22 protein-coding genes are annotated in these 23,443 nt (G+C 59.4%); 12 read left to right on the top strand and 10 right to left on the bottom strand.

Features of this window, described 5'->3' with window-relative positions:
* Window positions 1–138: 138 nt before the first annotated feature.
* The 5 genes from LAO20_00070 (at window position 139) to LAO20_00090 (ending at window position 5,674) form a co-directional block, all read left to right on the top strand.
* A complete protein-coding gene (locus LAO20_00070) occupies window positions 139–495 on the top strand; it encodes a Smr/MutS family protein (GenBank protein MBZ5529797.1) in 357 nt (118 codons plus the stop codon).
* Between the two features lie 129 nt (window positions 496–624).
* Window positions 625–2,571 (top strand): ABC transporter ATP-binding protein/permease, encoded by a 1,947-nt coding sequence (locus LAO20_00075; protein MBZ5529798.1) that lies wholly within the window; start codon window positions 625–627, stop codon window positions 2,569–2,571.
* 170 nt (window positions 2,572–2,741) lie between these two features.
* Complete coding sequence (locus LAO20_00080) at window positions 2,742–3,764, top strand: hypothetical protein (GenBank protein ID MBZ5529799.1); 1,023 nt, start codon at window positions 2,742–2,744, stop codon at window positions 3,762–3,764.
* Window positions 3,765–4,350: 586 nt separating this feature from the next.
* Window positions 4,351–5,268, top strand: a complete 918-nt coding sequence (locus LAO20_00085) for a hypothetical protein (GenBank protein ID MBZ5529800.1) — start codon at window positions 4,351–4,353, stop codon at window positions 5,266–5,268.
* Between the two features lie 10 nt (window positions 5,269–5,278).
* Window positions 5,279–5,674, top strand: coding sequence for a cytochrome c (locus LAO20_00090; GenBank protein MBZ5529801.1), 396 nt, complete (start codon window positions 5,279–5,281; stop codon window positions 5,672–5,674).
* A 147-nt stretch (window positions 5,675–5,821) separates the two neighbouring features.
* Here the strand turns inward: LAO20_00090 and LAO20_00095 are convergent, their stop codons facing one another.
* From LAO20_00095 to LAO20_00110, 4 genes are all read right to left on the bottom strand, one after another.
* Window positions 5,822–7,804 carry a peptidase M1 gene (locus LAO20_00095; protein MBZ5529802.1) on the bottom strand — a complete coding sequence of 661 codons (1,983 nt, stop codon included), beginning with the start codon at window positions 7,802–7,804 and terminating at the stop codon, window positions 5,822–5,824.
* Window positions 7,805–7,881: 77 nt separating this feature from the next.
* Window positions 7,882–9,102, bottom strand: coding sequence for a lipid-A-disaccharide synthase (gene lpxB / locus LAO20_00100; protein ID MBZ5529803.1), 1,221 nt, complete (start codon window positions 9,100–9,102; stop codon window positions 7,882–7,884).
* 86 nt (window positions 9,103–9,188) lie between these two features.
* Window positions 9,189–10,433 (bottom strand): ABC transporter permease, encoded by a 1,245-nt coding sequence (locus tag LAO20_00105; protein MBZ5529804.1) that lies wholly within the window; start codon window positions 10,431–10,433, stop codon window positions 9,189–9,191.
* A 6-nt stretch (window positions 10,434–10,439) separates the two neighbouring features.
* Complete coding sequence (locus LAO20_00110; protein MBZ5529805.1) at window positions 10,440–11,693, bottom strand: ABC transporter permease; 1,254 nt, start codon at window positions 11,691–11,693, stop codon at window positions 10,440–10,442.
* Between the two features lie 164 nt (window positions 11,694–11,857).
* Here LAO20_00110 and LAO20_00115 point away from each other — a divergent pair, with 164 nt between their 5' ends.
* The 6 genes from LAO20_00115 to LAO20_00140 all read left to right on the top strand — a co-directional run bounded on the left by LAO20_00115 (window position 11,858) and on the right by LAO20_00140 (window position 15,992).
* Window positions 11,858–12,331 carry a DUF4870 domain-containing protein gene (locus tag LAO20_00115; protein MBZ5529806.1) on the top strand — a complete coding sequence of 158 codons (474 nt, stop codon included), beginning with the start codon at window positions 11,858–11,860 and terminating at the stop codon, window positions 12,329–12,331.
* Between the two features lie 119 nt (window positions 12,332–12,450).
* Complete coding sequence (locus tag LAO20_00120; protein ID MBZ5529807.1) at window positions 12,451–12,711, top strand: ribbon-helix-helix domain-containing protein; 261 nt, start codon at window positions 12,451–12,453, stop codon at window positions 12,709–12,711.
* Window positions 12,708–13,127, top strand: coding sequence for a putative toxin-antitoxin system toxin component, PIN family (locus LAO20_00125; protein ID MBZ5529808.1), 420 nt, complete (start codon window positions 12,708–12,710; stop codon window positions 13,125–13,127). Before LAO20_00120 ends, LAO20_00125 begins: the two co-directional genes overlap by 4 nt.
* A gap of 72 nt (window positions 13,128–13,199) precedes the next feature.
* Window positions 13,200–14,006 carry an alpha/beta hydrolase gene (locus LAO20_00130; GenBank protein MBZ5529809.1) on the top strand — a complete coding sequence of 269 codons (807 nt, stop codon included), beginning with the start codon at window positions 13,200–13,202 and terminating at the stop codon, window positions 14,004–14,006.
* Between the two features lie 6 nt (window positions 14,007–14,012).
* Window positions 14,013–14,513 carry a hypothetical protein gene (locus LAO20_00135; GenBank protein ID MBZ5529810.1) on the top strand — a complete coding sequence of 167 codons (501 nt, stop codon included), beginning with the start codon at window positions 14,013–14,015 and terminating at the stop codon, window positions 14,511–14,513.
* Window positions 14,514–14,549: 36 nt separating this feature from the next.
* The gene (locus LAO20_00140) at window positions 14,550–15,992 is read left to right on the top strand and encodes a tetratricopeptide repeat protein (GenBank protein MBZ5529811.1); all 1,443 of its coding nucleotides are present in this window, start codon (window positions 14,550–14,552) and stop codon (window positions 15,990–15,992) included.
* A gap of 256 nt (window positions 15,993–16,248) precedes the next feature.
* Here LAO20_00140 and LAO20_00145 read toward each other — a convergent pair whose 3' ends face one another.
* Window positions 16,249–16,989 (bottom strand): methyltransferase domain-containing protein, encoded by a 741-nt coding sequence (locus tag LAO20_00145; GenBank protein ID MBZ5529812.1) that lies wholly within the window; start codon window positions 16,987–16,989, stop codon window positions 16,249–16,251.
* 202 nt (window positions 16,990–17,191) lie between these two features.
* Here LAO20_00145 and LAO20_00150 point away from each other — a divergent pair, with 202 nt between their 5' ends.
* The gene (locus tag LAO20_00150) at window positions 17,192–17,368 is read left to right on the top strand and encodes a twin-arginine translocase TatA/TatE family subunit (protein ID MBZ5529813.1); all 177 of its coding nucleotides are present in this window, start codon (window positions 17,192–17,194) and stop codon (window positions 17,366–17,368) included.
* 426 nt (window positions 17,369–17,794) lie between these two features.
* Here the strand turns inward: LAO20_00150 and LAO20_00155 are convergent, their stop codons facing one another.
* From LAO20_00155 to LAO20_00175, 5 genes are all read right to left on the bottom strand, one after another.
* Window positions 17,795–18,655 (bottom strand): 3-hydroxyacyl-CoA dehydrogenase, encoded by an 861-nt coding sequence (locus LAO20_00155; protein MBZ5529814.1) that lies wholly within the window; start codon window positions 18,653–18,655, stop codon window positions 17,795–17,797.
* Between the two features lie 3 nt (window positions 18,656–18,658).
* Window positions 18,659–18,841, bottom strand: coding sequence for a hypothetical protein (locus LAO20_00160; GenBank protein MBZ5529815.1), 183 nt, complete (start codon window positions 18,839–18,841; stop codon window positions 18,659–18,661).
* Between the two features lie 169 nt (window positions 18,842–19,010).
* Window positions 19,011–19,814: a glutaminyl-peptide cyclotransferase gene (locus tag LAO20_00165; GenBank protein ID MBZ5529816.1), complete on the bottom strand. Its 804-nt coding sequence runs from the start codon at window positions 19,812–19,814 to the stop codon at window positions 19,011–19,013.
* Between the two features lie 92 nt (window positions 19,815–19,906).
* Window positions 19,907–21,445: a 4-alpha-glucanotransferase gene (malQ, locus tag LAO20_00170; GenBank protein ID MBZ5529817.1), complete on the bottom strand. Its 1,539-nt coding sequence runs from the start codon at window positions 21,443–21,445 to the stop codon at window positions 19,907–19,909.
* Between the two features lie 15 nt (window positions 21,446–21,460).
* The gene (locus LAO20_00175; GenBank protein MBZ5529818.1) at window positions 21,461–23,419 is read right to left on the bottom strand and encodes a peptidylprolyl isomerase; all 1,959 of its coding nucleotides are present in this window, start codon (window positions 23,417–23,419) and stop codon (window positions 21,461–21,463) included.
* Window positions 23,420–23,443 lie beyond the last annotated feature (24 nt).

Raw genomic sequence — 23,443 nt, forward strand, 5'->3', positions numbered from 1 at the left:
CATAGGAAGCTCTGGTCCACAAACTCTCATATTAAATGATACGGGGTGAATGCGGCTTTTAGCTGCTAGCGGCTAGCTGCTAGTGGCTAGGAGCTTAAATTGTGGCTGCACGACTGCTTTCGCCCTAAACTATCTCCTGTGTCGCGAAAACCGGCTGTCATCAAGATCATCAACCTGGAAGAAGGCATGCCCACCGTGGAGCAGGCGCGCCTGCGCATGCAGTTTGAATTGCAGAAGGCGCGGACGCAAGGCTACGCGGCGGTCAAGCTGATCCACGGATACGGTTCTTCAGGCGTCGGCGGCGCGCTGCGTGACGAGCTGCAGAAATCGCTGCGCAAAGCGGCACGTGAAGGAACGATTGCGGCCTTCGTCGCCGGCGAAGACTGGCGCATTTCCGACGAAACCACCTGGAACCTGCTGAAGAAGTATCCGGAGTGGAAGCAGGACTCGGACTTGAGCAAGAACAATAAAGGAATCAGCATCGTGGTGCTGTAAGTTCGCGGCGAGGCCGACTTGCGCGCCGAGCCGCATGCTTCAGGCGCACTGATATCTCTCCTTGTGGGAGGGACGTGAGCGGGTTGGAGCGAAGCGACACAATCAAAGGGTAAAATAGATGTCTACCCCATGTCGCAGGAAGAAGAAGTCTTAGGCAAAGCGTATGACAGCCGGTTGATGAAGCGGCTGCTGAAATACTTGCGCCCATATTGGTGGCAGACCATAGTTGCGCTGGCGTCGATCTTGCTGAAGGTGGTCCTGGGGCCGGACGTGATTGGCCCTTTCCTGACGGCCACCGCCGTAGACAAGTACCTGACCTTCGCCCGCGGCACGCACCACAACTTTCTCGACCGCTGGCTCAATCCCAGCCCGCTGATCGGCGTGGGCCAGATCGCGCTGATCTATCTGGCTTCCCTGCTGTTCAACTTTGTGCTGGAGTTCGTCCAAACCTACCTGATGCAGTGGACGGGACAGAAAGTCATGTTTGACCTGCGCCGCGAGATCTTCCGCCACTTGCAGCAGATGCACGTCGGCTTCTATGACAAGAATCCCGTCGGCCGGCTGGTGACGCGCGTCACCACCGACGTGGACGCCCTGAATGAAATGTTCACCGCCGGCGTGGTTTCTATTTTTGAAGACGTCTTCATCCTGGGCGGCATCGTGTTTGTCATGCTGCGGATGAACTGGTGGCTGGCGCTGATCACCTTTGCCGTTTTGCCGGTGATTTTCTGGGTGACCATGATCTTCCGCAATTCGGTGCGCGAATCCTACCGGAGGATTCGCACCGCCATCGCGCGCATCAACGCCTACCTGCAGGAGCACGTGACCGGCATGGTGGTGTTGCAGCTTTTCAATCGCGAGAAGCGCGCGTACAACAAGTTCTCTGAGGTCAACGCCCAGCACATGGAGGCGTTCAAGGACGCCATCTTCGCGTACGCCCTCTATTACCCGGTGGTGGAAGTTCTCTCGGTGATCGCGATTGCCTGCGTGCTTTGGTTCGGCGGGCTGAAGGTGTTGGTTGGCATGGTCACTCTGGGCACGGTGACGGCCTTCATGCAATACGCGCAGCGCTTCTTCCGGCCCATTCAGGACCTGAGCGAAAAGTACAACATCCTGCAGTCGGCCATGGCCTCAGCCGAGCGCGTGTTCCGCCTGCTGGATACGCCGGTGGACATTGTTTCTCCGGCGGACCCGGTGCAGGTGGAAGGCCCCGGCAAGATCGAGTTCGATCACGTCTGGTTCGCGTACCGCAAGCTGGCTGACATAGAGAAGGAAGATATCTCCGAAACGCCGTCGGCCGCGGAGAACCACGGCCACGCGTCCGCGCCAAGCAACGCCGATGGCTCCGGCTACGATTGGATCCTGCGCGACGTTTCCTTCACCATTGAGCCGGGCGAGAGCGTGGCTATCGTCGGCCATACCGGAGCGGGCAAAACCACCATCATCTCCCTGCTGATGCGCTTCTATGATATTCAAAAGGGCGCCATCCGCATTGACGGCGTGGACATCCGCCGCATGGACCTGACCGCTCTGCGGCGGCGCTTTGGCGTGGTGCTGCAGGACCCGTTCCTGTTCAGCGGGACCATTGAAGGCAACATCCGCCTGGGCTCCAGTTGGATTCCCGACGAGCAAGTAGAATCCGCCGCGGAGAACGTGAACGTGGCCGACTTTATCCGCACTCTGCCGCAGGGTTTCAAGGAGCCGGTTCTGGAACGCGGCAGCACGCTCAGCACCGGGCAGAAACAGCTGATCTCGTTTGCCCGCGCCCTGGCGCACGATCCGAAAATCCTGGTCCTGGACGAAGCCACCTCCAGCGTGGACACGGAAACCGAGCTGCGCGTGCGCGACGCGCTCACCCGCATGGTGGAAGGCCGAACGTCGGTGATCATCGCGCACCGGCTTTCGACCATCCAGCGCGCGGACAAGATCATCGTGATGCACAAAGGCCAGGTACGCGAAATCGGCAGCCACCAGCAACTGCTCACCCAGCGCGGCATCTATTGGAAGCTCTACCAACTGCAATATAAAGACCAGGAACTGGGCGTGCCGGAGACACGGGTGGGAGCGAACGACTGAGGGGAATCGCCGTCATCGCGCGTGATCGCCGTGATCGGAAGTCGGCCAAGATTCCTCATACCGCCCGGAATTCTGAAAAAACAGCCCATAAGCCGCTTGACACCATGGTTTGAAACCGGTACACCTTTCCACAGACCCCGGGAGATCAGCGCTTCAGGAGAATGCCCGTGATGCTTCGACGGTGGTTTCTTTACCTGCTGCTTGCTCTGGCAATCGTATGCGCGCAAGCGCGCACGGCGGCAGCCCAAACCAAAAAGCAAACCCAGAAGAAAACTCAAGAGACACACTACGTGGCCCGCTGGGACGCACAACAGAGCGGCGTTACGGACAATCTGTGCTCGGTTTTCTTTCTCAATCCGCAAACCGGCTGGGCCGCGGGCGAGCACAACACCGTCCTGAAGACCACGGACGGCGGCACAACCTGGAAACGGATGACGGACCGCAATGACAGCACGCGTTGCGTCGAGATCGTATTTTCTGACGCCAACAAAGGATGGCTGAACACCGGCGAGGTGCTCCTGTACACCTCCGACGGCGGCGATACCTGGCAGCCCGCTGCGGGGATCGGGAAATCCGGCGGCTTCGGCGCCGGGTGCCTGGTAGGTTCCGCGCGCTATCAACTGCACACGCCCAACATGGGGGTGGGGGTTTTCCGCAGCGATGACGGCGGACGCACGTGGACCCCGTTGCCGGGCAAACTGGAACGCAACAGCTATCGCGCCATCTCCTTTTCTGATGCGCAGCATGGCTGGCTGCTGGCGCAGCCGAGTACCATTTCAATGACCACAGACGGAGGGCGGACGTGGTCGGACGTCGAGCAGAAAATTTCCCAGCGCACGGTGAAGGTCAAGTTCGTTAATGCAACTGCGGGCTGGGCCTTCGGCCCGGACGGAACCACCATGCTGGGCAGCACCGATGGCGGCAAGACCTGGACCAGCCAATACACCGGCCTGAAGTCCTACGATGCTCTTGGCGATCTGGATTTTCGCGATGCGCAAAACGGATTCGTGCTTTCCGGCAACGGCCAGGTCATCGCCACCACTGACGGCGGCAAGCACTGGCGCCAGATCGGCAAGCTGGTGCTGGGGATTCGCGGGCTTTCCTTCCCTGATCCCAGCCATGGCTGGGTCGTCGGCGACAAAGGGTATATCCGGTACTATCACCTGGTGAAAGTCGAAGGAGCCTCCAAGTAGACAGATTCTGTTGACACAGCTATTCATCCCGAATCGGAGTGAGGGAGCCCTATCGTCATCTAAAGTGATCGGCGCGTGGAAAGGAGTCGGCCCATGATGAAACGGATATTCGTCGCAACCGGAGTTTTTGGATTGGGTATTTTCCTGCTTCTCCTGCCGACCCTAGTGCGCTTGGTCCGGGCAATGCGCAACAGCCAAGTGGACGGCATAGGCGTTGATGTTGGCGCTTTGGCAGGCCGATGGACGCTCCTGGCTACGCTGGGCCTTCTCGGCGTCATATCCTACTGGCTTTCTGGAAGACTGGGCAAAGCCTGAAAAATCGCACAGGCAAGAGTGCCTGTGCCACACGATTCTTCCCCGCAGGCGAGGGCGCCTGCGCTCCACGAGGTATTGAGGCGACCCCGCTCCACCGGGGATCGAAGATCTTCGCCCTAGGCCAACAACGCGTCGCAACTCCAGCGTTCCCCATCCGCGTCTTAAGTCCTTAGTTTTTCCAGTGCCAGTGACAGAAATATGACACGGATGTGATATTCGTCACTTGATCGGGCGTCCCTGTCACGCTAGAATTCCATACTTGGTATTGAAAATGAAATTCAATTTCAATTTCAACATGCCTGGCCGGAATGGCGGTTTCCCCGTGTTTTTCGCGAAATCCAAGCGTGCCGCGATCCTGGCTGGCCTGCTGGCGCTGGTCCTGTTCCCTGCCGCCTCCGGCGCCCAAGACAGCTACTTCATCACCTACACCCACCACATGGAGGAGCCGGGCAGCCTGGAGTTCGCTACCAAGACGGTGAGCGGTTTCCCCCGCGCCGGCAATTCGTTCTTCGCTAACGCGTTTGAGCTGGAATACGGCACAACCGCGTGGTGGACCACCGAGTTGTACCTGGACGGCCAGAGCACGTCCAACGAAAGCACCGTCTTCACCGGCTGGCGGCTGGAGAACCGCTTCCGTCCGCTGCTGCGCGAGCACTGGATCAACCCAGTGCTGTACTTCGAGTTTGAAGACCTCAACGGCGCCGACAAAGCTTTGCTGGAGATTGTCGGACATGACGGCGTGACTGACGCCCTGGAGCGAAACGACCGCTCCGAGAAGAAACGCGAAGCCGAACTGAAGCTGATTCTCTCCAGCAACTTCAAGGGCTGGAACCTGGCGGAGAATTTCATCGCCGAAAAAAACCTGAAGAACGATCCTTGGGAGTTCGGCTATGCCATCGGGGTGAGCCGCCCGCTGGCGCTGCTGGCCCGCCCCGACAATTGCCGTTTGTGCCGCGAGAACTTTACCGTGGGCGCGGAACTCTATGGCGGACTGGGCGACCGCTACAGCTTCGGCTTCGCTCATACGTCGCACTACCTGGCACCGACCATGTCCTTCCGCATGCCCAACGGCCCGACGTTCACGATATCCCCCGCAGCGGGCCTGAACCACAACAGCCACGGCCTGCTGCTGCGCTTTGGCGTGTCGTATGAAATTGACCAGTTTGTGTCCCGATTGCGGAAAAAGTAGGGGAGGCATCATGGCGCGCGGAAAACTCTATCTTGTACTGGCGTGGCTGCTCGTCGCATTGAGCGCGCTTTGCGCTGCTTCGTCCGGTGACGGCCTGTGGATGATCAGAGTTCCGGACAAAGCCCGAGTGAAACAGAATCCTTTCGCGGGTGACGCGCGGGCTGTCGCCGCGGGAGCAAAACTCTTTGGCCAAAATTGCGCTGGATGCCACGGGCCGGATGCCAATGGACAATACGATCATCCCAGCCTGCGAACGGAGCGCATCCGCGCGGCCACTCCGGGCGAGCTGCAGTGGATACTGACGAACGGCAGCATGCGCAACGGCATGCCGTCTTGGTCGCGCCTGCCGGAGCAGCAGCGGTGGCAGATCATTGCGTATCTGAAAAGCTTGCCGTCGAAGAATTGACCGCAAAGGGCGCAAAGGAACGCAAAGGGGCTTTGTTCTCGGTTGATGGCGCTTTGCTGGCCGACCCTGAGTTTGCGTGGTTTGATTTACATCAATCGCCGCGGATCCCCAGGCCGTTGCGTCCTTCGCGTCCTTTGCGGTCAAAAACTATTTCTTTTCCCGCGTAAACGGCGTCTCCAGATATTTTCGCGCTTCGTCCAGCGCGCCCTGGAAATTGTCACCGGTCTGGATGGCCAGCCGGTACTCGTTCACGGCGCGGTCGCGCTGCTGCGTGGTATCAAAGATCTTGCCCAGTTGCACGTGGCTCCAGACCTCGGTCCAGCGGGGTTCGCCATCGCCCTGGATGGACTCGCGATATTCGTTGGCAGCGGACTGGTAGTTGCGCTGCAGGTAAAAAACATCGGCAATGCGGTAATGCGCCAGCGAGCTGTTGCGGTTGGCTTCCAGCGCCTTGTTGAATTCTCCCAGGGCCTCCGCCAGGCTGCCCTGGGCGGTGAGTTCCTGGCCGCGGCGGATGGCGATCCGCACTTTCAGGTCTGACGAATTTTTGAGCACAAAGTTGTTGGGGTCCAGGGTCAGGCGGCGCGGCTTGCCAAAGGTCTCCACGGAAAACGGCGACTCCGTCCCGACGACTTCAATGCGCTTCATTTCCGTCTGGCCGTCGGTGTCAATCTTCAGTTCCACCGGCATGCGGAACAAGTCCAGGTCCTGGGTGACTTCGCCCACCACGCGGAAGCCTTTCTTGATGCGGTAGACGACGTAATGCATCTTGAATTCGGGCGCGCCGGTGCCGTCCACCCACTGGCTGAAAAATGCGGTCAGCTTCTGGCCGGCGTTGTTTTCCGCGATGGCTTGCAGGTCAGCGACGCTGGCTGATTTCCACGCGAACTTGGCCAGGAATTCCTTCATGGTCTTGTCAAACGGACCTTCGCCGATTACCCAGCGCAGCATGTGGAAGATCATGCCGCCTTTGTCGGTGGCCAGGGCCTGGAACTGGGGCGAATACGTGTCCAGCCGGCTGATGCTGCTCAACGGCATGGTGTCATAGGCCAGAGCGCCCACAGCCATGTCGCGCGTGGCGTCTTCAAAGGCGGTGGCGCCGGCGGCGTTCTGCACGTAACGCATTTCAGAAGCGCGCGCGCCGCCGTCCATGAGCCACCAGTCGTCCTTGGAAGCCGGACTCACGGTTGCGCCCCACCACAGATGGGCAATGGCGTTGGCCAGCAGGCGGTAGTTGGTCTTCTCGCCAATGTCACGCGTGGCGATGGCGGCAATCTCCGGCGCCCAGGCCGTGGGGACGGTATCGTCGGGCAGCTCAACCACCTTCAGCATGGGCGTGGAAGCCGACCCGTAAATGCTGGAGAAATATTCAAATTCCTTGGCTGCCGTGTCCGCGTACGCGGGAGCAAAGTCTTTCTTGGCGTCGCGGAAATAGATGTGCACGGCGCCGCCGCTGAACACGTTGTCGTTAAACGGTCCGGCAATGATAGTCCCGGGGAAGCTGGGTTTCTGCCAGCTAAAGGAAGACACGGTCTTGCCCGTCGGCGCGGGCCGCGCCGCCGCCGTGGAGCCGCTGCCTACAACCACGGTCCCGCTGGGAGCGATGATGTTGATCGCCGAGGTAAAGCGGTCAATGCCGAAGTTGGCCACCGGAAACCACCTTCCAGCGTAGAGCAGATAAGTCATGTCGCTGTCTATGTACGCCAGCTTCAGCCCTTCCACCGGACTGTCATCGGCGCCGGCCAGCGCGCCTTCGTAATCAAATGTCAGAGTCATCGTGGTGCCCTTGGGCACCAGAGTTGGAAACGCGACGCGGATGGCGTTGTCCTGGCTGACACGCTCGGCGGTAAGAGCACGGCCGGAGGCGTCGGTCACTTTGCTGACGTGCAGGGCGTTATGCAGCTCAAAACTGGCGAAATTGAGGTCTTCCACCGTGACAAAACGGACCTTGGCGCGCGCGGCCAGATGATGGGTCTTGGGGACGATCTCCGCGTCAATTACGTAGTCCTCCACCCGGAGGCGGGCTTTGTCCGCGGCCAAGGCTGGCAGCGCCAGGGCGGGAAGCAGGAAGCACAGCACGAGGGCAGAGAGCAGATACGCACGTCGCAAGGGTCGCCGCGCAAGTTGCATTTGGGTTATCTCCAGAGCTGCTGGGGTTTCAAGGCGATTAGATGTAAATTGTTACAAAAAAGCTGCTTTTGTACCACTCAGGGAGTTTTCCCCGCGTTCAGAGCGGCCAGAATCTCCCGCGCCGCGCGCTGGACTGGGGCTTCCGCGCCAGGCCGCTGGCGCAGCGGGTCTTCTGTCAGGTGACCTTCCATCAGGCGTTCCTGGACTTCTTTCAGGTCGTTCTGCATCTGGCGGCGGGCGGGCGAATCGGGCAGGATGGCGTTGAGTTCGCGCAGCACGCTCTTGGGGGTGAATCCGCGCTGGATCAACTCGGGGACGATCTTTCGTCCGGCGATCAGGTTGGGCATGGCGAAGGTGTCCAGGCGGACCAGGCGGCGGCCCAGAATCCATGTGAGCGGCGCCAGCCGGTACACCACCACAAACGGCGTCCCGGACAGCGCGGCTTCCACCGTGGCGGTTCCGCTGGCGACCACCGACGCGCGCGCCAGCATCATCGAAACGCGGGCGTTCTCCGTCAGCTTGATGTCTGCGACATGCGTCGCCGACGCGGCCAGCTGCTCGCGCATCCAGTCCTTGCTCAGGGTGGAAGCCACGGGCAAGAGGTATTCGTAATCTGTACCCTGTTTTCGCAACAGCTCTTTTCTTAGCAGGTCGTTTCTCAGCAAGTCTATGGCGCCAAGAATAGTAGGCAAGTTCAGCCGGACTTCTTTGCGCCGGCTGCCGGGCAGCAGCGCGATCCATTCCTTCGCTGGATCAAGACCGTATTGCGCGGCAAACGCCGGGCGGGAAACTTGCGGCACGGGAGCAGCGGCGAGCGGATGTCCGACGTACGAAACTTCCACGCCGTGTCGGCGGTAGAACTCCTGTTCGAAGGGAAAGATCACGATCATCTTGCGGACGTACTTCTGGATCTGCTTGACCCGGCCCGTGCGCCAAGCCCAGATCTGCGGGCTTACAAAATAAAAGACGGGAATACCCAGGCGATGCAGTTCGCGCGCCAGGCGCAGGTTGAAATCCGGAAAATCAATGAGCACAGCGGCGTCAGGCTTGCGCCGCGCGGCTTCGGCGACAAGGTGTTTGAAGCGCCGGCGGATGGCCGGCAGATGCTTGACCACTTCGACCAGTCCGACCACCGCCACTTCATTGGCGTTGACCAGCAGTTCGCAACCCGCCGCCTGCATTCGCTCGCCGCCCATGCCAAAGAAGCCTGCTTCCGGCGCGAGCCGGCGCAGCGCGTCAATCATCTGCGCGCCGTAGGTGTCACCGGAAGCTTCACCGGCGGAGAGAAGGATCTGCATGGCAGGAATGATTCTACATTTGCTTCGCTAAGCAACCACGCGAAGAGTGCTTCACGGCAATCGTCCGGAACGCAGGTACGGCGGGGTCATTCGTAGCGCAGGGCTTCAATGGGGTCCAGCCGCGCCGCCTTGAGGGCCGGCAGCATGCCGCTGACGATGCCCACGATCACCAGAATTCCGGTGGAAACCACCAGGTTCATGGGCGAGATGATCAGGGTGATGTCGCCGGCCTCAGCATTCTTGGCGATATAGCTGTAGACGGGGATGCGCCCTACACTCCAGGCAATGATGTAGGCCACGCAGATGCCCATCAGGCCTCCGGCAAAGGTGATGGCCATGGCTTCTGACAGGAACTGAAACAGGATGTCGCGTTTGCGCGCGCCCAGCGCTTTTTCCACGCCAATCTCCCGCGTCCGCTGGGTGACGGAAACCAGCATGATATTCATCAGTCCCACGCCGCCCACCGCCAGCGTGGACATGCCGATCAGCGAAAGCAAGATTTCAAGCGCAATAGTGAAGATCTGCCAATTGCTCGCCTGCTTCATGGCGTTCCAGCAGAAAACCGCGCGCGGGTCCTTGGGATTGAAGCCGTGGAAGCCGCCCAGCACGCTGCGGATGTTGTTCTCAATTTTCTCAAACTGGTTGCCGTCGTAACTGATCCAGATGCCGTTGAGGTATTTGGTGTCTTTCAAATCGCCCATGGCGCTGAACGGGATATAGACGACGCGATTGATGTCGCTGTCGCCTTCCTGCATCTTGGGCGCGGTCACGCCGATCACGTCAAAGGTCACGCCGTTGATCCTGATCTTTTCGCCCACGGCAAATTGTCCGGAAAACAGCTTGGTTTTGGCTTCCGACCCCAGCACCGCCACGCGGGCCCGCTGGCCTTCGTCGTCAGGATTGAAGAAGCGCCCGGACTCCATGTCAATGGAGCGGATGTACTGGATCTGCGAGTAAAAACCGTTCACCGGAAAGGAAAACGAGCGGTTGTCGTTCTGCACCGTGGCGGGATCGAGAGAAGCTTCCGGGCTGATGTGCCGGACGAGAGGAACCAGTTCTTGCACGTGCTGGATGTCCTCAATCTGGAAGCGCACGGGGACTCCAGCCTTGAGCCCGCCGGCTTGCAGCGACGTGCGGCCGGGAAAGAAACCCATCATCTGCATGCCCATTTGGGAGAAGATGTTGCCGATGGCCCGTCCGAAGCCGGCGCCGTACGCCAGCAGCAGCACAACCGTGGCAATGCCCCAGGCCATGCCCAGCATGGTGAGCGCGGTGCGCCGGCGGTTGTAGCGCATGGCGGAATAAGCTTGTCCGATCAGATCGTGGACCATGTTCGTCTATTCCCTTCGCAACGCTTCCACCGGCGTCAGCATGGCGGCTTTGCGCGCGGGATAAAGACCGGCGATGATTCCAGCCAGACAAAGGGCCAGCACGGCAATCGCCGCCGATATCGGCACAATATGCGGAGGATCAAATCCAATGTTGCTCTTGGGCCAAGCGGTGACCAGGATTTTGGACAGCATCGCCGCCACCGCCACACCGATCCCGCCGCTCAGCCCGGTGAGAAACGCGCCTTCCAGGAAGAACTGGACCATCACGTTGCGGTTGGTGGCGCCCAAGGCCTTCATCAGGCCGATTTCGCGGGTGCGCTCGGTCACCGAAACCAGCATGATGTTGATGATGCCAATGGCGCCCAGCGCCAGGGTGATCAGGCCCACGCCGCCCAGGAAAAAGTCCATGGCGGTAAAGATCTTGCCCACCATCTGCGTGCTTTCCACCGTGTCCCACTGCTCAAAAGCTTCCGGGATGTTGGGATCGAAACCGTGGTTGCGGCCGATGACCTTGTGCACGTCATCAATCGCCTGGCGATGCAGGTCGCGGGCGACGGGCTGGAAGTTAAGCCCGTTGATGTCGTCGGTGGTGTGCGCGTTCTTGACGGGGAAAAACTCGCGCATGGTGTTCAGCGGCATGTACACGCGGATGTTGTTGCCGTTGTTTTCCTGTTTGCCAATCTTGTCCAGCACGCCCACCACGTCAAAGCGGATGCCGTTGATCAGAACGGTGCTGCCCAGCGCGGGACGTCCGGGAAACAAAGTTCGCATCATCTGGTAACCCAGCACGCACACGTTGCGCTTCTGCGCTTCGTCTGCATCATTCAGCCAGCGTCCCTGGCCCAGCGGCAGGTAGCGTACGGTAGCAAAGTTGGGAGTGGCGCCGGTGAACGTCCCGCTGCTGGTGGCGAAGTCGCTCACCACTTTCAGGTCGCCCCGGTTGATGATGGGCACCACGTCCTTGACCGACTTGGCTTCATTCTTGATGTCCAGGTAGTCCTTGTAGGTGATGAAGTAAAAGCGGCCGCCGGCATGTTGCCCCGACACGTTGGGAATCTGGCCCGGCCAAAGGAAGATGACGTCTTCGCCGATGTCCGCCATGTTCTTGCGCTGGCCGGAACGGAAGCCCTCGCCCACGCCGATAAGCATCAGCAGGGAAAAGACGCCGTAAGCGATGCCAAACATGGTGAGAAACGAGCGCAGCTTGTGCGCCCACAGGGTGCGGAGGACTTGCCCGAAGATGTCCAGGGCGGTATTCATTCGGTCTGGTATTCAATACGTCCGGAAAGGGACTAGGGTTCCAAGGATTTAGACGGGGGACAGGGCTGTTTGGTTAGAGGGGCCGCAAAACCCACCACGGAGGCACGGAGTCACGGAGAACGGCAAAAAGGGTCTAGAATACAGCCTTCGTAAAAGGGGAAAGAATGGCTACCGCATCGGGGCCTTACCTGCCGCAGCCCAACTCCGACGAACGCACCATGGCCGTCCTGGCCCACGCCCTGCAACTGGTGGGCGGATGGATTGCCCCGCTGATCATCTTCCTGGTCAAGAAAGACTCCCTTTTTGTCCGCTTTCACGCGCTCCAGGCCTTGATGCTGCACATCGTTTACCTGTTGTGCGCGATGGTGTTTGGTGTCGTGTTGTTTGTGACCATCTTCAGCACCGTGCTCATGCATGCCGGAGATAAGTCGGCCCAACCTCCAGCCGCAATCTTCATCTTGTTCCCGTTCATGTGGCTCTTCATCATGGGAGGCTGGGTAGCGATGCTCGTGATGTCCGTTGTCTTCGCCATCAAAGCCGGGAACGGGGAGTGGGCAGAGTATCCAGTCCTGGGTCCCCTGGCCCGCAGATTTCTAAAGATGAACGCGCCCGTGCAAACCAGCGTGCAAGGACTCTAAGCGCCGCGTCGCTCCCCCGGGTTAAGTGCAATTTGGGGTGGCGCCTGCGAGCAAAATTGGGAATCTCGTCTTAAGGGCAGCATTGCTAAGTCGTGCTAAATATTGCTAACATAACTGGCATGCGAACTACGAAGACCCTGTCCATTACGCTGCCCCCCGAAATGCTCTCGCGTGCGGAAGACATGGCCAGGAAGGAAAACCGGACCATGAGCGAGCTGATACGCGAGGCGCTCCGGCACTACGAGCGGCAACGCTGGTGGGAGGAAACAAACTCGTACGGCAGGGCGCGCGCCCAAGAGCTAGGAATCCGTGAAAACGACGTGGAGCGCCTGACCCACGAGGCACGACGCGAGAAAGCCCGTAAGCCGCGACAGAAATGATACGGATCGTAGCCGACACCAATGTCATCATTTCCGCGTTGGTCTTTGGCGGTCTTCCCCGGCAGATCATTGATCTGGCGGCTTTGGGTTTGTGCGAAATCTGTTATTCCAGTCCGCTTCGGCACGAAGTGGAGCAGGTCCTGAAGAAGAAATTTGGGTGGAGCCGCGAAGAGATTCAGAATCGTTTACCAGTTCTGTTCAGTTGGTTTGTTCAAGTCCATCCACAAGTGTTCGTAGCGGCAGTCAAGGACGACCCGGACGATGACCGGATTCTCGAGTGCGCTCTTGCCGCTCAGGCGCGAGCCATCATTTCTGGTGACCGTCACTTGTTGCAGCTCGGTTCATTCGAGTCAATTCCCATCCTCACGCCACGGCAATTTCTGGACTCCAAAGTCTGGATCGAAGAGAAGAAATAGGCCGTTCGTCATTCGTTGGTCGCCCAGGGAGGCAAGTTGTCCTGCTCCGTGCTACCCTAGGTCGCTCTTACCATGCCCACCATCCAAACCAACGGCGTTGAGCTCTACTACCAGGAATCCGGCGCTGGCCCGGAGACCATTGTTTTCTCCCACGGCCTGCTGATGGACCACGCGATGTTCCACGCCCAGCGTGCAGCCTTTGAGCGGCGCTACCGGGTGATTGCCTACGACCATCGCGGGCAGGGCCAGTCGCAGGACCCGGGCGCGGGCTATGACATGGAGACCCTCACCGAAGACGCCGCTGCGCTGATCACTTCGCTCAACGCCGCGCCCTGCCATTTTGCCGGGCTCTCCATGGGAGGCTTTGTGGGGATGCGTCTGGCGGCGCGGCATCGCGAACTGGTGCGCTCGCTCACCTTGATGAATACCGGCGCGCAAAAAGAAGAGACCTTCAGCCGGCTGAAATTCAATTTTCTTGCGCAGCTGGTCAAACTGATGGGGACCGCGCCGTTTGCCGGCATTGCCGTGACCGAGTTGTTCGGCAAGTCCACGCGGGCCAGCACAAGTCCCGCCAAGCAGGCCATGCTTAAAGAATGGACAGCCAAGCTGCGTTCGCGTCCCAAGAACACGGCACGCGCTCTGATGGGCGTGATGAACCGCCGCGAGGTTTCGAGCGACGAGCTGGCGGGGATACGCTGCCCCACGCTGATCATCGCCGGGGAAGACGACAAGCCGCAGCCGCCGTTCCGATCAGAGCGGCTGGCCGCGGCCATCACGGGATCAAAGCTGGTGCGAATCCCGGCATGCGGCCACAGCAGCTCATTGGAAGCGCCGGACGCGGTCATTACCGCCATGAGAGAGTTGATGAACAGAGCGTAGACCAAGGTGCCTTACCTAAGCTTCCAGCTCGAATCGCCGATGCCGCCTGAAGCCGCCGCCGAACGCCTGCGAGCCGTCACCCGCACACCGCGAGGCTTTCTTGACAGCTTGGCCCGCCGACCCGTGGGTGCCGATTATCCATTTCAATTTGTGGGAAAGGTAGAAGGCGACCGTTTCAAACTGAGGCGTGAAATTGGCGCCAACAGCTACAACTCCTTCCTCCCCGTGATCCGCGGAAGAATCGATAGTTCCGGCGGACCTACTCGGGTAAATGTTCGCATGTTTCTGCACCCACTGGTTTGCATGTTCATGTTGTTTGGGCTTGGAGTTCTGGGTATGGCGATTGTGGAAGATGCTTTGGAGCGTCGGGCATCCTTTCCACTCATCGGATTCTTCCTCTTCGGTCTTGGACTCTTGATCGTCGGTTTCTTTCCTGAAGCCCACTTAGCACGCCGGCTGATCACCTCAGCTGTACTGGGTGAAGACAGTCTAAAGCCGCCCCATTAGCTGCATTCCGTCTTCCCACCTTGCTATAATTTGCCCATGAAATACTCCTTCCCCCACCGCCTGTTGTCCCTTGTTTTGATCACGGTTTTCCTTACGTCGCAGGTCTGGGCGACCTGTGGAGGCGGCGGAGGCGGAGGCATGGGCGGCATGTCCGGCGGCTCCAGCACAACGGTCTACAAGGTGCCGTGGAAGCTGATCACGCCGGAGGTCCAGCCCAAAGAAGGCCTGGCCATCTACTGGTTCCCGGTTTCTGACGTGGAGTTCAAGAACTCCAGCCTGCTGGAATCGCGCACGCTGCAGCTTTACTCGCAACAGTGCGTGACCATGGGCGTGGTGGACGCGCGCACCGCGCTCGGCCAAAAGTATGTCCCGGATGGCAAGCTGCCGGTGGCAGTGCTGGCGCAGGCGGACGGCACGGTGGTCGGCAAGCTGGAAGCCAACAAGGAAGGCAAGCTGAAAGTCGGCGACCTGGAAAAGCTTCTGGACAGCGAGATAAAGAAGCGCGAAAACGCCGTCAAAGAAAAGTTTGAGGACGCCAAGGCCAAAGCCAAGGCCGGCGACAGCCAGACCGCCATCCAGGAACTGCGGGCCGTGTATGACCAGAAGTGCCTCTTCCCCAAGCGCGGCAAAGACGCGCAAAAAGAACTGAAGAAGCTGGGCGTGGAAGTGGCGGAAGTCCCTGACGCTCCCAACTTTGATCCGGCGGTGAGCGCGCAGATCCAGAAGACCATGCGCGCCGGCCTGAAAGCCGAAAACGCCGCCAAGTACGAAGACGCTGAGCGTCTGTACCAGGCCGCCGTCAAGCTCGATCCGGCCGATCCCACGCCTCTGCGTTTCCTGGCGGAACTCTATCGCCACCACATTGGCGACTGGGACAAGGCCCGCAAAACGTTTGACGCTATCCTGGCCATGCCGGCTGACCCCATGTCGCGCGCCGTCGCGCTGCACGGCCTGGGCAAGATGACCATCCACGAAGGCGACTTCAAAAAAGGCCTGTCGCTGATGGAAGATTCCGTCCGCGAGTACCCGCTGGCTCTGGCGTACCGCAACCTGGCCGTGTACTGGAACAGCGAAGGCGATGTCGCGAAAGCTGATGCCTACACCAAAGAAGCCTTGAAGCTCGATCCTAAAGATCCTTACAACCTGATCTTTGCCGCGGCCTTCATGGCCGGCAACGGACACGGCGACGAAGCGCTGAAGATCGCCCGCGAAAACGAAAAGCTGCTGCCCGCCAGCTACAACCTGGCCGCCATCTACGCGCAGGCCGGACAGAAACAGAAAGCGCTGGACCTGCTCAAGCGGCACTTCTTCACTTACGAGCGTTATGAAGCGGTCCGCAGCAAAGAGATGATGGAAGCCCGCGTGGACGCGGTGTTTGCGTCGCTGATGACCGACAAGGACTTCATGGCCCTGACCAGCGGCGCCGACGGCCGCTTGCCCATGCGCATGAGTCCGAATGCCAAGCCGGCGGGGAACTGAAAAACAAGCAATTGGCAGTTAGCAATTAGCCAAAAGCAAAACCATACCGCGGATGAACGCGGAGTCGCGCGGATCAAAAATCAGGCCGTGATGGGGCAATGCCATTGCGGCCTTTTTTCTTTTGAGCATGCCCCTAAAAACAATTTCAAGAAATCAGTGAGAATCAGTGTTCATCAGTGTCATCAGCGGTAAGGGTTTGACTTGCTCTGGTTTGCCAAAGGCTAAGGGCCAAGAGCTAATAGCCAGCCGCTAGCGGCTAGCGGCTGCTTCCCAGCACATAAATCACCCAGGGTGCGATCGCGGTTTCATTCACCCACTTGTAGGGTTCATCGCCCGTCGCCAGCGGCTTGTAGATGGCAACCACTCTCAGGCCGGCGCGCGAGTAAACGTCCCGGTACGCTTCGTCGGTCCACAGGATGTCTTCCGTAGGACGGCGGTCCGGGAAATCTGTGGTGATGATCTTCACCCGGTCGCCTGATCGCGCCTGGCGGTTTTCGGGAAAGTCCTTGGTCGAGAACGACGCCCATTCGTGAACATAAATCTCAGGCGACGAAACCACACTGATGATCTTCCCTGAATCCCGATTCCCTGAATGTCGGAGCAGCCTTCCGAGATCACGAAAGAGGCGCACCTTGGTCTCCAGGCCAGGGATGTTGTCAAAAGTGAACGCAGAGAGAACAAGATCGTATGCGCCAGCCTGAAACTCGCTCATATCATCATCTTTGGCAACGCGGTAATCTCCGCCAGGATCGAGTTCCCTGGCTTTCGCCACCATCTCCGGTGCGATATCCACGCCAACGGCACTGAATCCAAGTTGTTTGACGAACCGGGTTGATCGCCCCGTCCCGCAGCCGAAGTCAAGCGCTCTGGTTCCTCTTACATGCTCACGTATGATCCCGGGAATGTCCCTATAAGCCAGGTAGTAGGTATTGGCGAACTCCAGTTGCGCATAGGACGCGGCCCGCGTCGCGTCGTCATAACAGTTGGTGAAATCCATGTGTCCCCTTGCATCCCCTTTGCGGCGCATTGCCCCGGCGCAATGCTGTCCCTCTCATCCATGAGTACTTTCGTCTATTGTCCCATGTGATTAATAAATCTAATCCCCTTCTAATTTGCCCATAAGAAAGGTCCTCCATACTCGTTTGTGGTTAGGTACGGTCAGCAAAGCAAGACGAGTTCACAAATTTCTGGAGGACAACATGTTTGAAGGTATGTTCCAGCCGATGCATCTGCTGGTGATTCTGATGATCGCTCTTCTGTTTTTTGGTCCCAGCAAACTGGCTGGATTGGGCAAGGGCCTGGGCGACGGCATTCGCGGCTTCAAGGACGCTTTGAAGGAAACTGCGCCCAGTTCAGATTCGACTGATTCAAAGTAGATAAGACTTTTAGCACGCCAGGTGTTCCCTCCCCTCGGGCAAGCCTGACCAGTTCACCTCCAGAGAAAACGGTTCCTGACTGACCATCAGGGACCGCCGAGGGGTTGTGTCTCCTCTTGAGTCCCCCGCGGTACTGGGCCACTCGCTTCGGCCGGAGTCATTGCGGTGTCAGCAATCGGGTGATCGGGTGATCTGAAGGAATTGCCAGGAGTGCCGTAATTGCCAAAGATCGCCGAGATTACGGCTTGAGTTCTCGGAAGTATCGAGTTGATCGTGCGCCGCTCAGCTCTCATCAGATGTCTCGATGTCCCGATGTCCCGAGGGTCCGATGTCCCGATGTCCCGATGATCCGATGTCCCGATGTCCCGATGATCCGATGTCCCGATGTCCCGATGATCCGATGTCCCGATGTCCCGATGATCCGATTCACTTGTCCGGATATTCGTACACGCCCTTGCCCGCTTTGCGTCCCAGCCTGCCGGCTTTCACGTACTGCACCAGCAGCGGCGACGGCCGGAACTTTTCTCCCAATGATTTGTGCAGGTATTCGAGGATGTGCAGGCGTGTGTCCAGTCCCACCAGGTCCACCAGTTCAAACGGTCCCATGGGATGGTTCAGGCCAAGCTTGAGCGCCTTATCAATGTCCGCAGCCGACGCAATGCCTTCCTGCAGCATGTAAAACGCCTCATTGCCGATCATCGCATTGATGCGGCTGGTGATGAAGCCCGGCGCTTCCTTGATGACCACCACTTCCTTGCCCATGCGGCGGCCGACCTCGGCACAGGCGGCGATGGTCTCGTCATCGGTCTCCAGGGCGCGCACCACTTCCAGCAGCTTCATCTTGTGCACAGGATTGAAGAAGTGCATGCCCAGGATCTTTTTGGCGCGATAGGTGACCGACGCAATCTCCGTGACGCTGAGCGATGATGTGTTCGAAGCCAGGATGGTCTTGGGGCGGCAGATTTTATCGAGCAGCGTGAAGATTTCAATCTTCGACTCCATTTCTTCCGGCACGGCTTCAATCACCAGGTCGGCTTCGCGCGCGGCTTCTTCCACGCTGCCGGCATACTCCAGGCGGGTGAACGCGGCGTCGGCATCGGGCTTGGAGATTTTGCCCAGCTCAATGGCTTTGTCCAGGTTGGAGCGGATTTCGCTTTCCGCCGTGCGCAGGCTGGCCGGCAGAATGTCCTCAAGGATGGTGCGATAGCCGCCCAGGGCCGCCACGTGGGCAATGCCCCGGCCCATGATCCCCGCGCCGATGACGGCTACGGTCTTGATCTCGGCCATTGCCTAGTTCTTCTCCAGCGTTTCCACAATCTTCAGATAGTTGGGATCGGCCTGGCGCATGTAGGCGGCCAGGCGTTTTCTCTCTTCCTCGTTCATGTCGCTCACGCCCAACTGGACGCGGCGCAGGGTGGCGGCAATGTCGTCAACATAATTCATCATGCGGATCAATTCACCAGTCACAGGCATGGCAGTTTCGAGCTCCTTAGTTCCGATGTTTTCATTGTCAAGGTTCCTGGGACATTAGTAAAGCGCGGCGGGCCTAACTGGCGGGCCGAACTGGCGCGCCGAACTGGCGCGCCGAACTAAAAATGGACCGGACCGCCCAAGCGCGCGTCTCTCACGACTGGGCGCGATCTCATTTCCGTTCTTTCCGCGCCAACTGGATCTCAAAGATGCTGGGCCAAAGCTTGGCGGTGACGAACAACCGCTTCCCCTGGGGATCGTAAGCGATGCCGTTCAGCACGGCTTCCGGCTGCCGGCGGTACATGGGGCTGAGCAGGCCTTTGAGGTTGATCCAGCCCACCACCTTGCCGCTTTGCGGAGAGATGCGCGCGATGCGGTCGGTATGCCAGACGTTGGCGAAGATTTCTCCCTCCACCCACTCCAACTCGTTGAGTTGCGTGACCGGCATGTTGCCGTCGTGCACCTTCAAGCGCCGCTTTTCGGCAAACGTGCGGCCGTCAAGGACGCGGATTTCGGCGGTGCCGTCGCTCATAAAGACGTCGCGGCCGTTGCTGGTCAGGCCCCAGCCTTCTCCTTCGTAGGAAAACTGCTGCACCAGGTGGAAGTCGCTCAGGTTGTAGACGAATCCCACGTGCGACTGCCACGTGAGCTGCAGGATCTGGTTCTTGAGAAGAGCAACGCCTTCGCCAAAGAACTCCGGCGCCAGGTCCACGCGTTGGACAACTTCTCCTGTTTCCAGCTTTACCTTGCGCAGGGACGAGTGCCCGCTTAGACCCGTGCCTTCATAGAGAAATCCCTGGTGGTAGAACAAACCTTGCGTGTACGCCGACGGATCATGCGGGAACACGTGAATCACCTTGTAGGTGTACTCCGGTGCGGTTGCAACCGGCTTCGCAGTGCCTGCCTGGCCGGCCAGCAGCGGCGGCAGCGCAGCGAACAAGAGCACAAGGGCGAGTTGTACAAAGGCCGGCTTCATTTTCATGGGAAAGATCTTCTTCATTGACGAGATCTTTTCATCGGACAGATCAGACGCACCTTGGTGAATGATTGTCGAACAAAACCCTTTGCTTACGCGGCAAAGTCTTCCAGCTTCGCAGCGCTCTGCCGCCTTTCAGCGATTGGCGACACACGGTCAGTGATCGCAGACAGCGCGGCCAGCTTGTCCGCCAGTTCGTCGCTGGCCATGCCCGGGGCGAGCCGCCATCCCCAGTTGCCATCAGGCCGCGAGGGAATGTTCATGCGCGCTTCGCTGCCCAATGACAGAACGTCCTGCATGGGGACCAGCGCCACACGGGCCACCGACGCAAACGCCGCGCGGATCATCGCCCAGTTCATGCCGTCCTGCGGCTGGCCGAAATATTGCGTGGCGTGCCGTTTTTCGTCCTCACTCGCGCCGGACTGCCACCAGCCTACGGTGGTGTCATTGTCATGCGTACCGGTGTACACCACGCAATTGGAGACGAAATTGTGGGGAAGATAGATGTGCGCGCCGGGATCGCCGAAGCCGAACTGCAGCACCTTCATCCCCGGAATGCCCAGGCGTTCGCGCAAGGCGTGGACTTCCCGGGTGATCAACCCCAGGTCTTCGGCGATGAACGGTAGGTCGCCCAGGCGTTCCCGCAGCACGCGGAACAGATCGTCCTTGGGGCCCTCCACCCAGCGGCCGTGAATGGCGGTGGGCTCGGCGGCGGGTATTTCCCAGTAACTTTCAAATCCGCGGAAGTGGTCCAGCCGCACTACGTCACATGCCTTCAGCGCCCAGGACATGCGCTGCACCCACCACTGGTAGTTTTGCGCGCGCAGCACGTCCCAGCGATACAGCGGATTGCCCCAGCGCTGGCCGGTCTGGCTGAACAGGTCGGGAGGCACGCCGGCCACCGTCGCCGGCTGCAGATTGTCATCCAGGTGAAATAGCTCGGGATTGCGCCACACGTCGGCGCTGTCATGGTTGACGAAGATGGCCACGTCGCCGACGATGCGGATGCTGCGCTGCCCGCAGTATTCCCGCAAGGCGCTCCACTGCTCATGAAACGCGAATTGGATGACGCGCTCAACTTCCAGTTGTTGCCGGTATTCCGTGCCAAAGGCGTGCAGGGCTTCGGCGGAACGGCGCGCCAGGTCGCTGGGCCACGCGCTCCACAGCGCGCGCTTGTGAACGCGGCGGATGAGCAGGAAGAGAACGTAGTCTTCCAGCCACCAGGCGTTGTCGCGCTTGAAATCTTCAAAGCGGCGGTGGTCGCCGCCGCGGCCTTCCAGAAAATTCTGCGCGGCCTGGCGCAAATGGGGCAGCTTGAAGGCTTTCACTTCGTCAAAATTGATCCGGCCCTGGGGAGGAAGATGGTTCTGGATTTGTTCGTGGGCGATCCATCCGCGGTCCGCCAGTCGTTCCAGGCTGATGAGCAGGGGATTGCCGGCAAAAGCGGAAATCGCCGAGTACGGCGAGTTGCCAAAGCCCGGCGGCGAAAGCGGCAGCACCTGCCACAGACCCAGGCGCGCGCGCGCCAGGAAGTCAGCAAAGGCATAGGCTTGCGGGCCCAGGTCGCCCAGACCGGGGCCGGCCAGAGAAGTCGGATGCAGCAGGATTCCAGCGCAACGTTCCGACAGCATAGTTTTCAGGATAGCTCAGCCACGGGTCCTGGTCAGGCCGTTCATCTCCGCCTGGTTGATTTTTACCTTGCCTTCTTTTTCCATGCGGGCGCCCAGAGCTTCCAGGAAGAGGCGCCATGCCTGCTCCTGGCGCTGCTGCACGATCTGTTCGCGCAATTGGTCGCGGTCCTTGGCGAACTGCGGGTCCGCGGCGGAAGGCTCCTGGCGGTCGGTGATCGCGATGACGGCCTCCCGGGTCCCCAGATTCAGAGCGCCGCTGATGTCCCCCCGCTTCATGGTAAAAGCCACGGCTGCCGGGCCGCTCAAGGCGCCGATGTCCGCGACTTGCGCGTTGCGGTCCACCAGTTCGCTGGTCTTGAAGGTAGCTCCCACCTCTTTGGCGGCTTTCGCCAGATCATTCTCAGCGTGGGCGCGATTCGCCAACTCTTGCCCTTTCTTGCGTAGCAACTCGGCAGAGCGGCTGCTGACGAAATCCTTGGTCACTTTGTCGCGTACTTCTTCCAGCGCCGGGGCCCTCGCCGGTTCCACTTTCTGAAGTTCGAAGAATACATACCCGGTGGCTACGCGGGCCGTCTGCGGCGGGGACTTTTCCTTAGTGGAGAAGACTTGCTGCATCAACTGCGGCGAGGCGCCAACGCCCGGCAGCGCGTCATTCCGGGTTATCAGATTGCTCTGCACCACCGGCGCTCCGTATTTTGCCGCAGCTTTGTCCAGGCCCTGCTTGGTGGCCGTGTCCTCAGCTTCCTTGGCCTTGGCCTCCAGCGCCGCACTGGTTTTCTGCGCCTTCAGGACAGGCTCAATAGTGGCCTGCACCTCCGCCAGCGGCTTAACGTGGGCGTCTTGCTTCTCTTCCGTCTGGATAATATGGAAGCCCCAGATGGTCTTCACCAAATCGCTGATCTGGCCTTTGTTCTGGGCAAAAGCAACCTTTTCAAACTCTGCCACGGTCTGGCCCTTGACGATCCAGCCCAGCTCGCCGCCGTCCGCCGCGCTGCTGTCCTGGGAGTTCTTCTTGGCCAGTTCGGCAAAATCACCGCCAGCCTTGATCTGCTTGAGAATGCCCTCGGCCTTGACACGGGCTTCGTCCACGGCCTTCTGGTCCACTTTGCCGTCCGGACTCGCCGGTGGCGTGGAGATCAGAATGTGCCGCACCCGCACCCGCTCCGGAACGCGATATTCATCCTGGTGGGAAAGGTGATAGCGCTGCAGCTCCGCAGCGTCCACCGTTATTTTGCTTTCCACGTCTTTGTCATTGATCACGAAGTAGCGGACCTGCCGCTTTTCCGGGATGGCGCTCTGGTAGCCGGCTTTGTTGGCCGCAAAAAAAGCTTCCACCTCGCTCGGCGTGGGTTTGATCTGCTTGGTCAGATCGTCCAGGTTCAGCACCGCGTATTGGAACTTTACCTTGAGATTGCGGTCTTTGTAGGCCTGCTCAACCTCGGCATCAGACGCATTTGCGCTCGCGCCCACTGCGCTGATCAGCTTGGAAACCATCAGTTGCTGGCGGACGTCGTTCTCAAAAGTCTCCGGCGTCTTGCCATTCAGCTTCAGCAGCTCTTCATACTTTTGTTTGCCGATGAACTTGCCATCGGGGAAAAAGTAGGCTTTGCTCATGCCGTTTTGCAGCTCGTCCTGCACTTCCTGGTCAGAAACCTTCAATCCCAAGCGCTCAGCCTCATAGCGGACTTCCGCCCTCTGGATCAACTGCATGACGGCCTGCTGCCTCAGGATGGGAATATAAAAGTCGGGAATTCTGCCCTGCTGCTGCCGCATCTGCTGCTGCACCAGATCGTTGACATCAGCGGTGCGGATGTCTTCTCCCGCCACGCTGGCGACGACGCCCTGCTGGTTGGTGTCCAGGGCGGTGCCGGAACTGGGGATCAGGTACCACAGCATGCTTACACAGATAATCAGCAGGAACGCGCTCAGCACATACTTCACGGCCTTATTGCCGCTCTGCAGAAAGCGAATCATGTCAGGAAAGCTCCAGAGGTTACA

This window comes from Terriglobia bacterium, from assembly GCA_020072815.1.
In the GTDB taxonomy this organism is placed as follows: Bacteria; Acidobacteriota; Terriglobia; order Terriglobales; family Acidobacteriaceae; genus Angelobacter.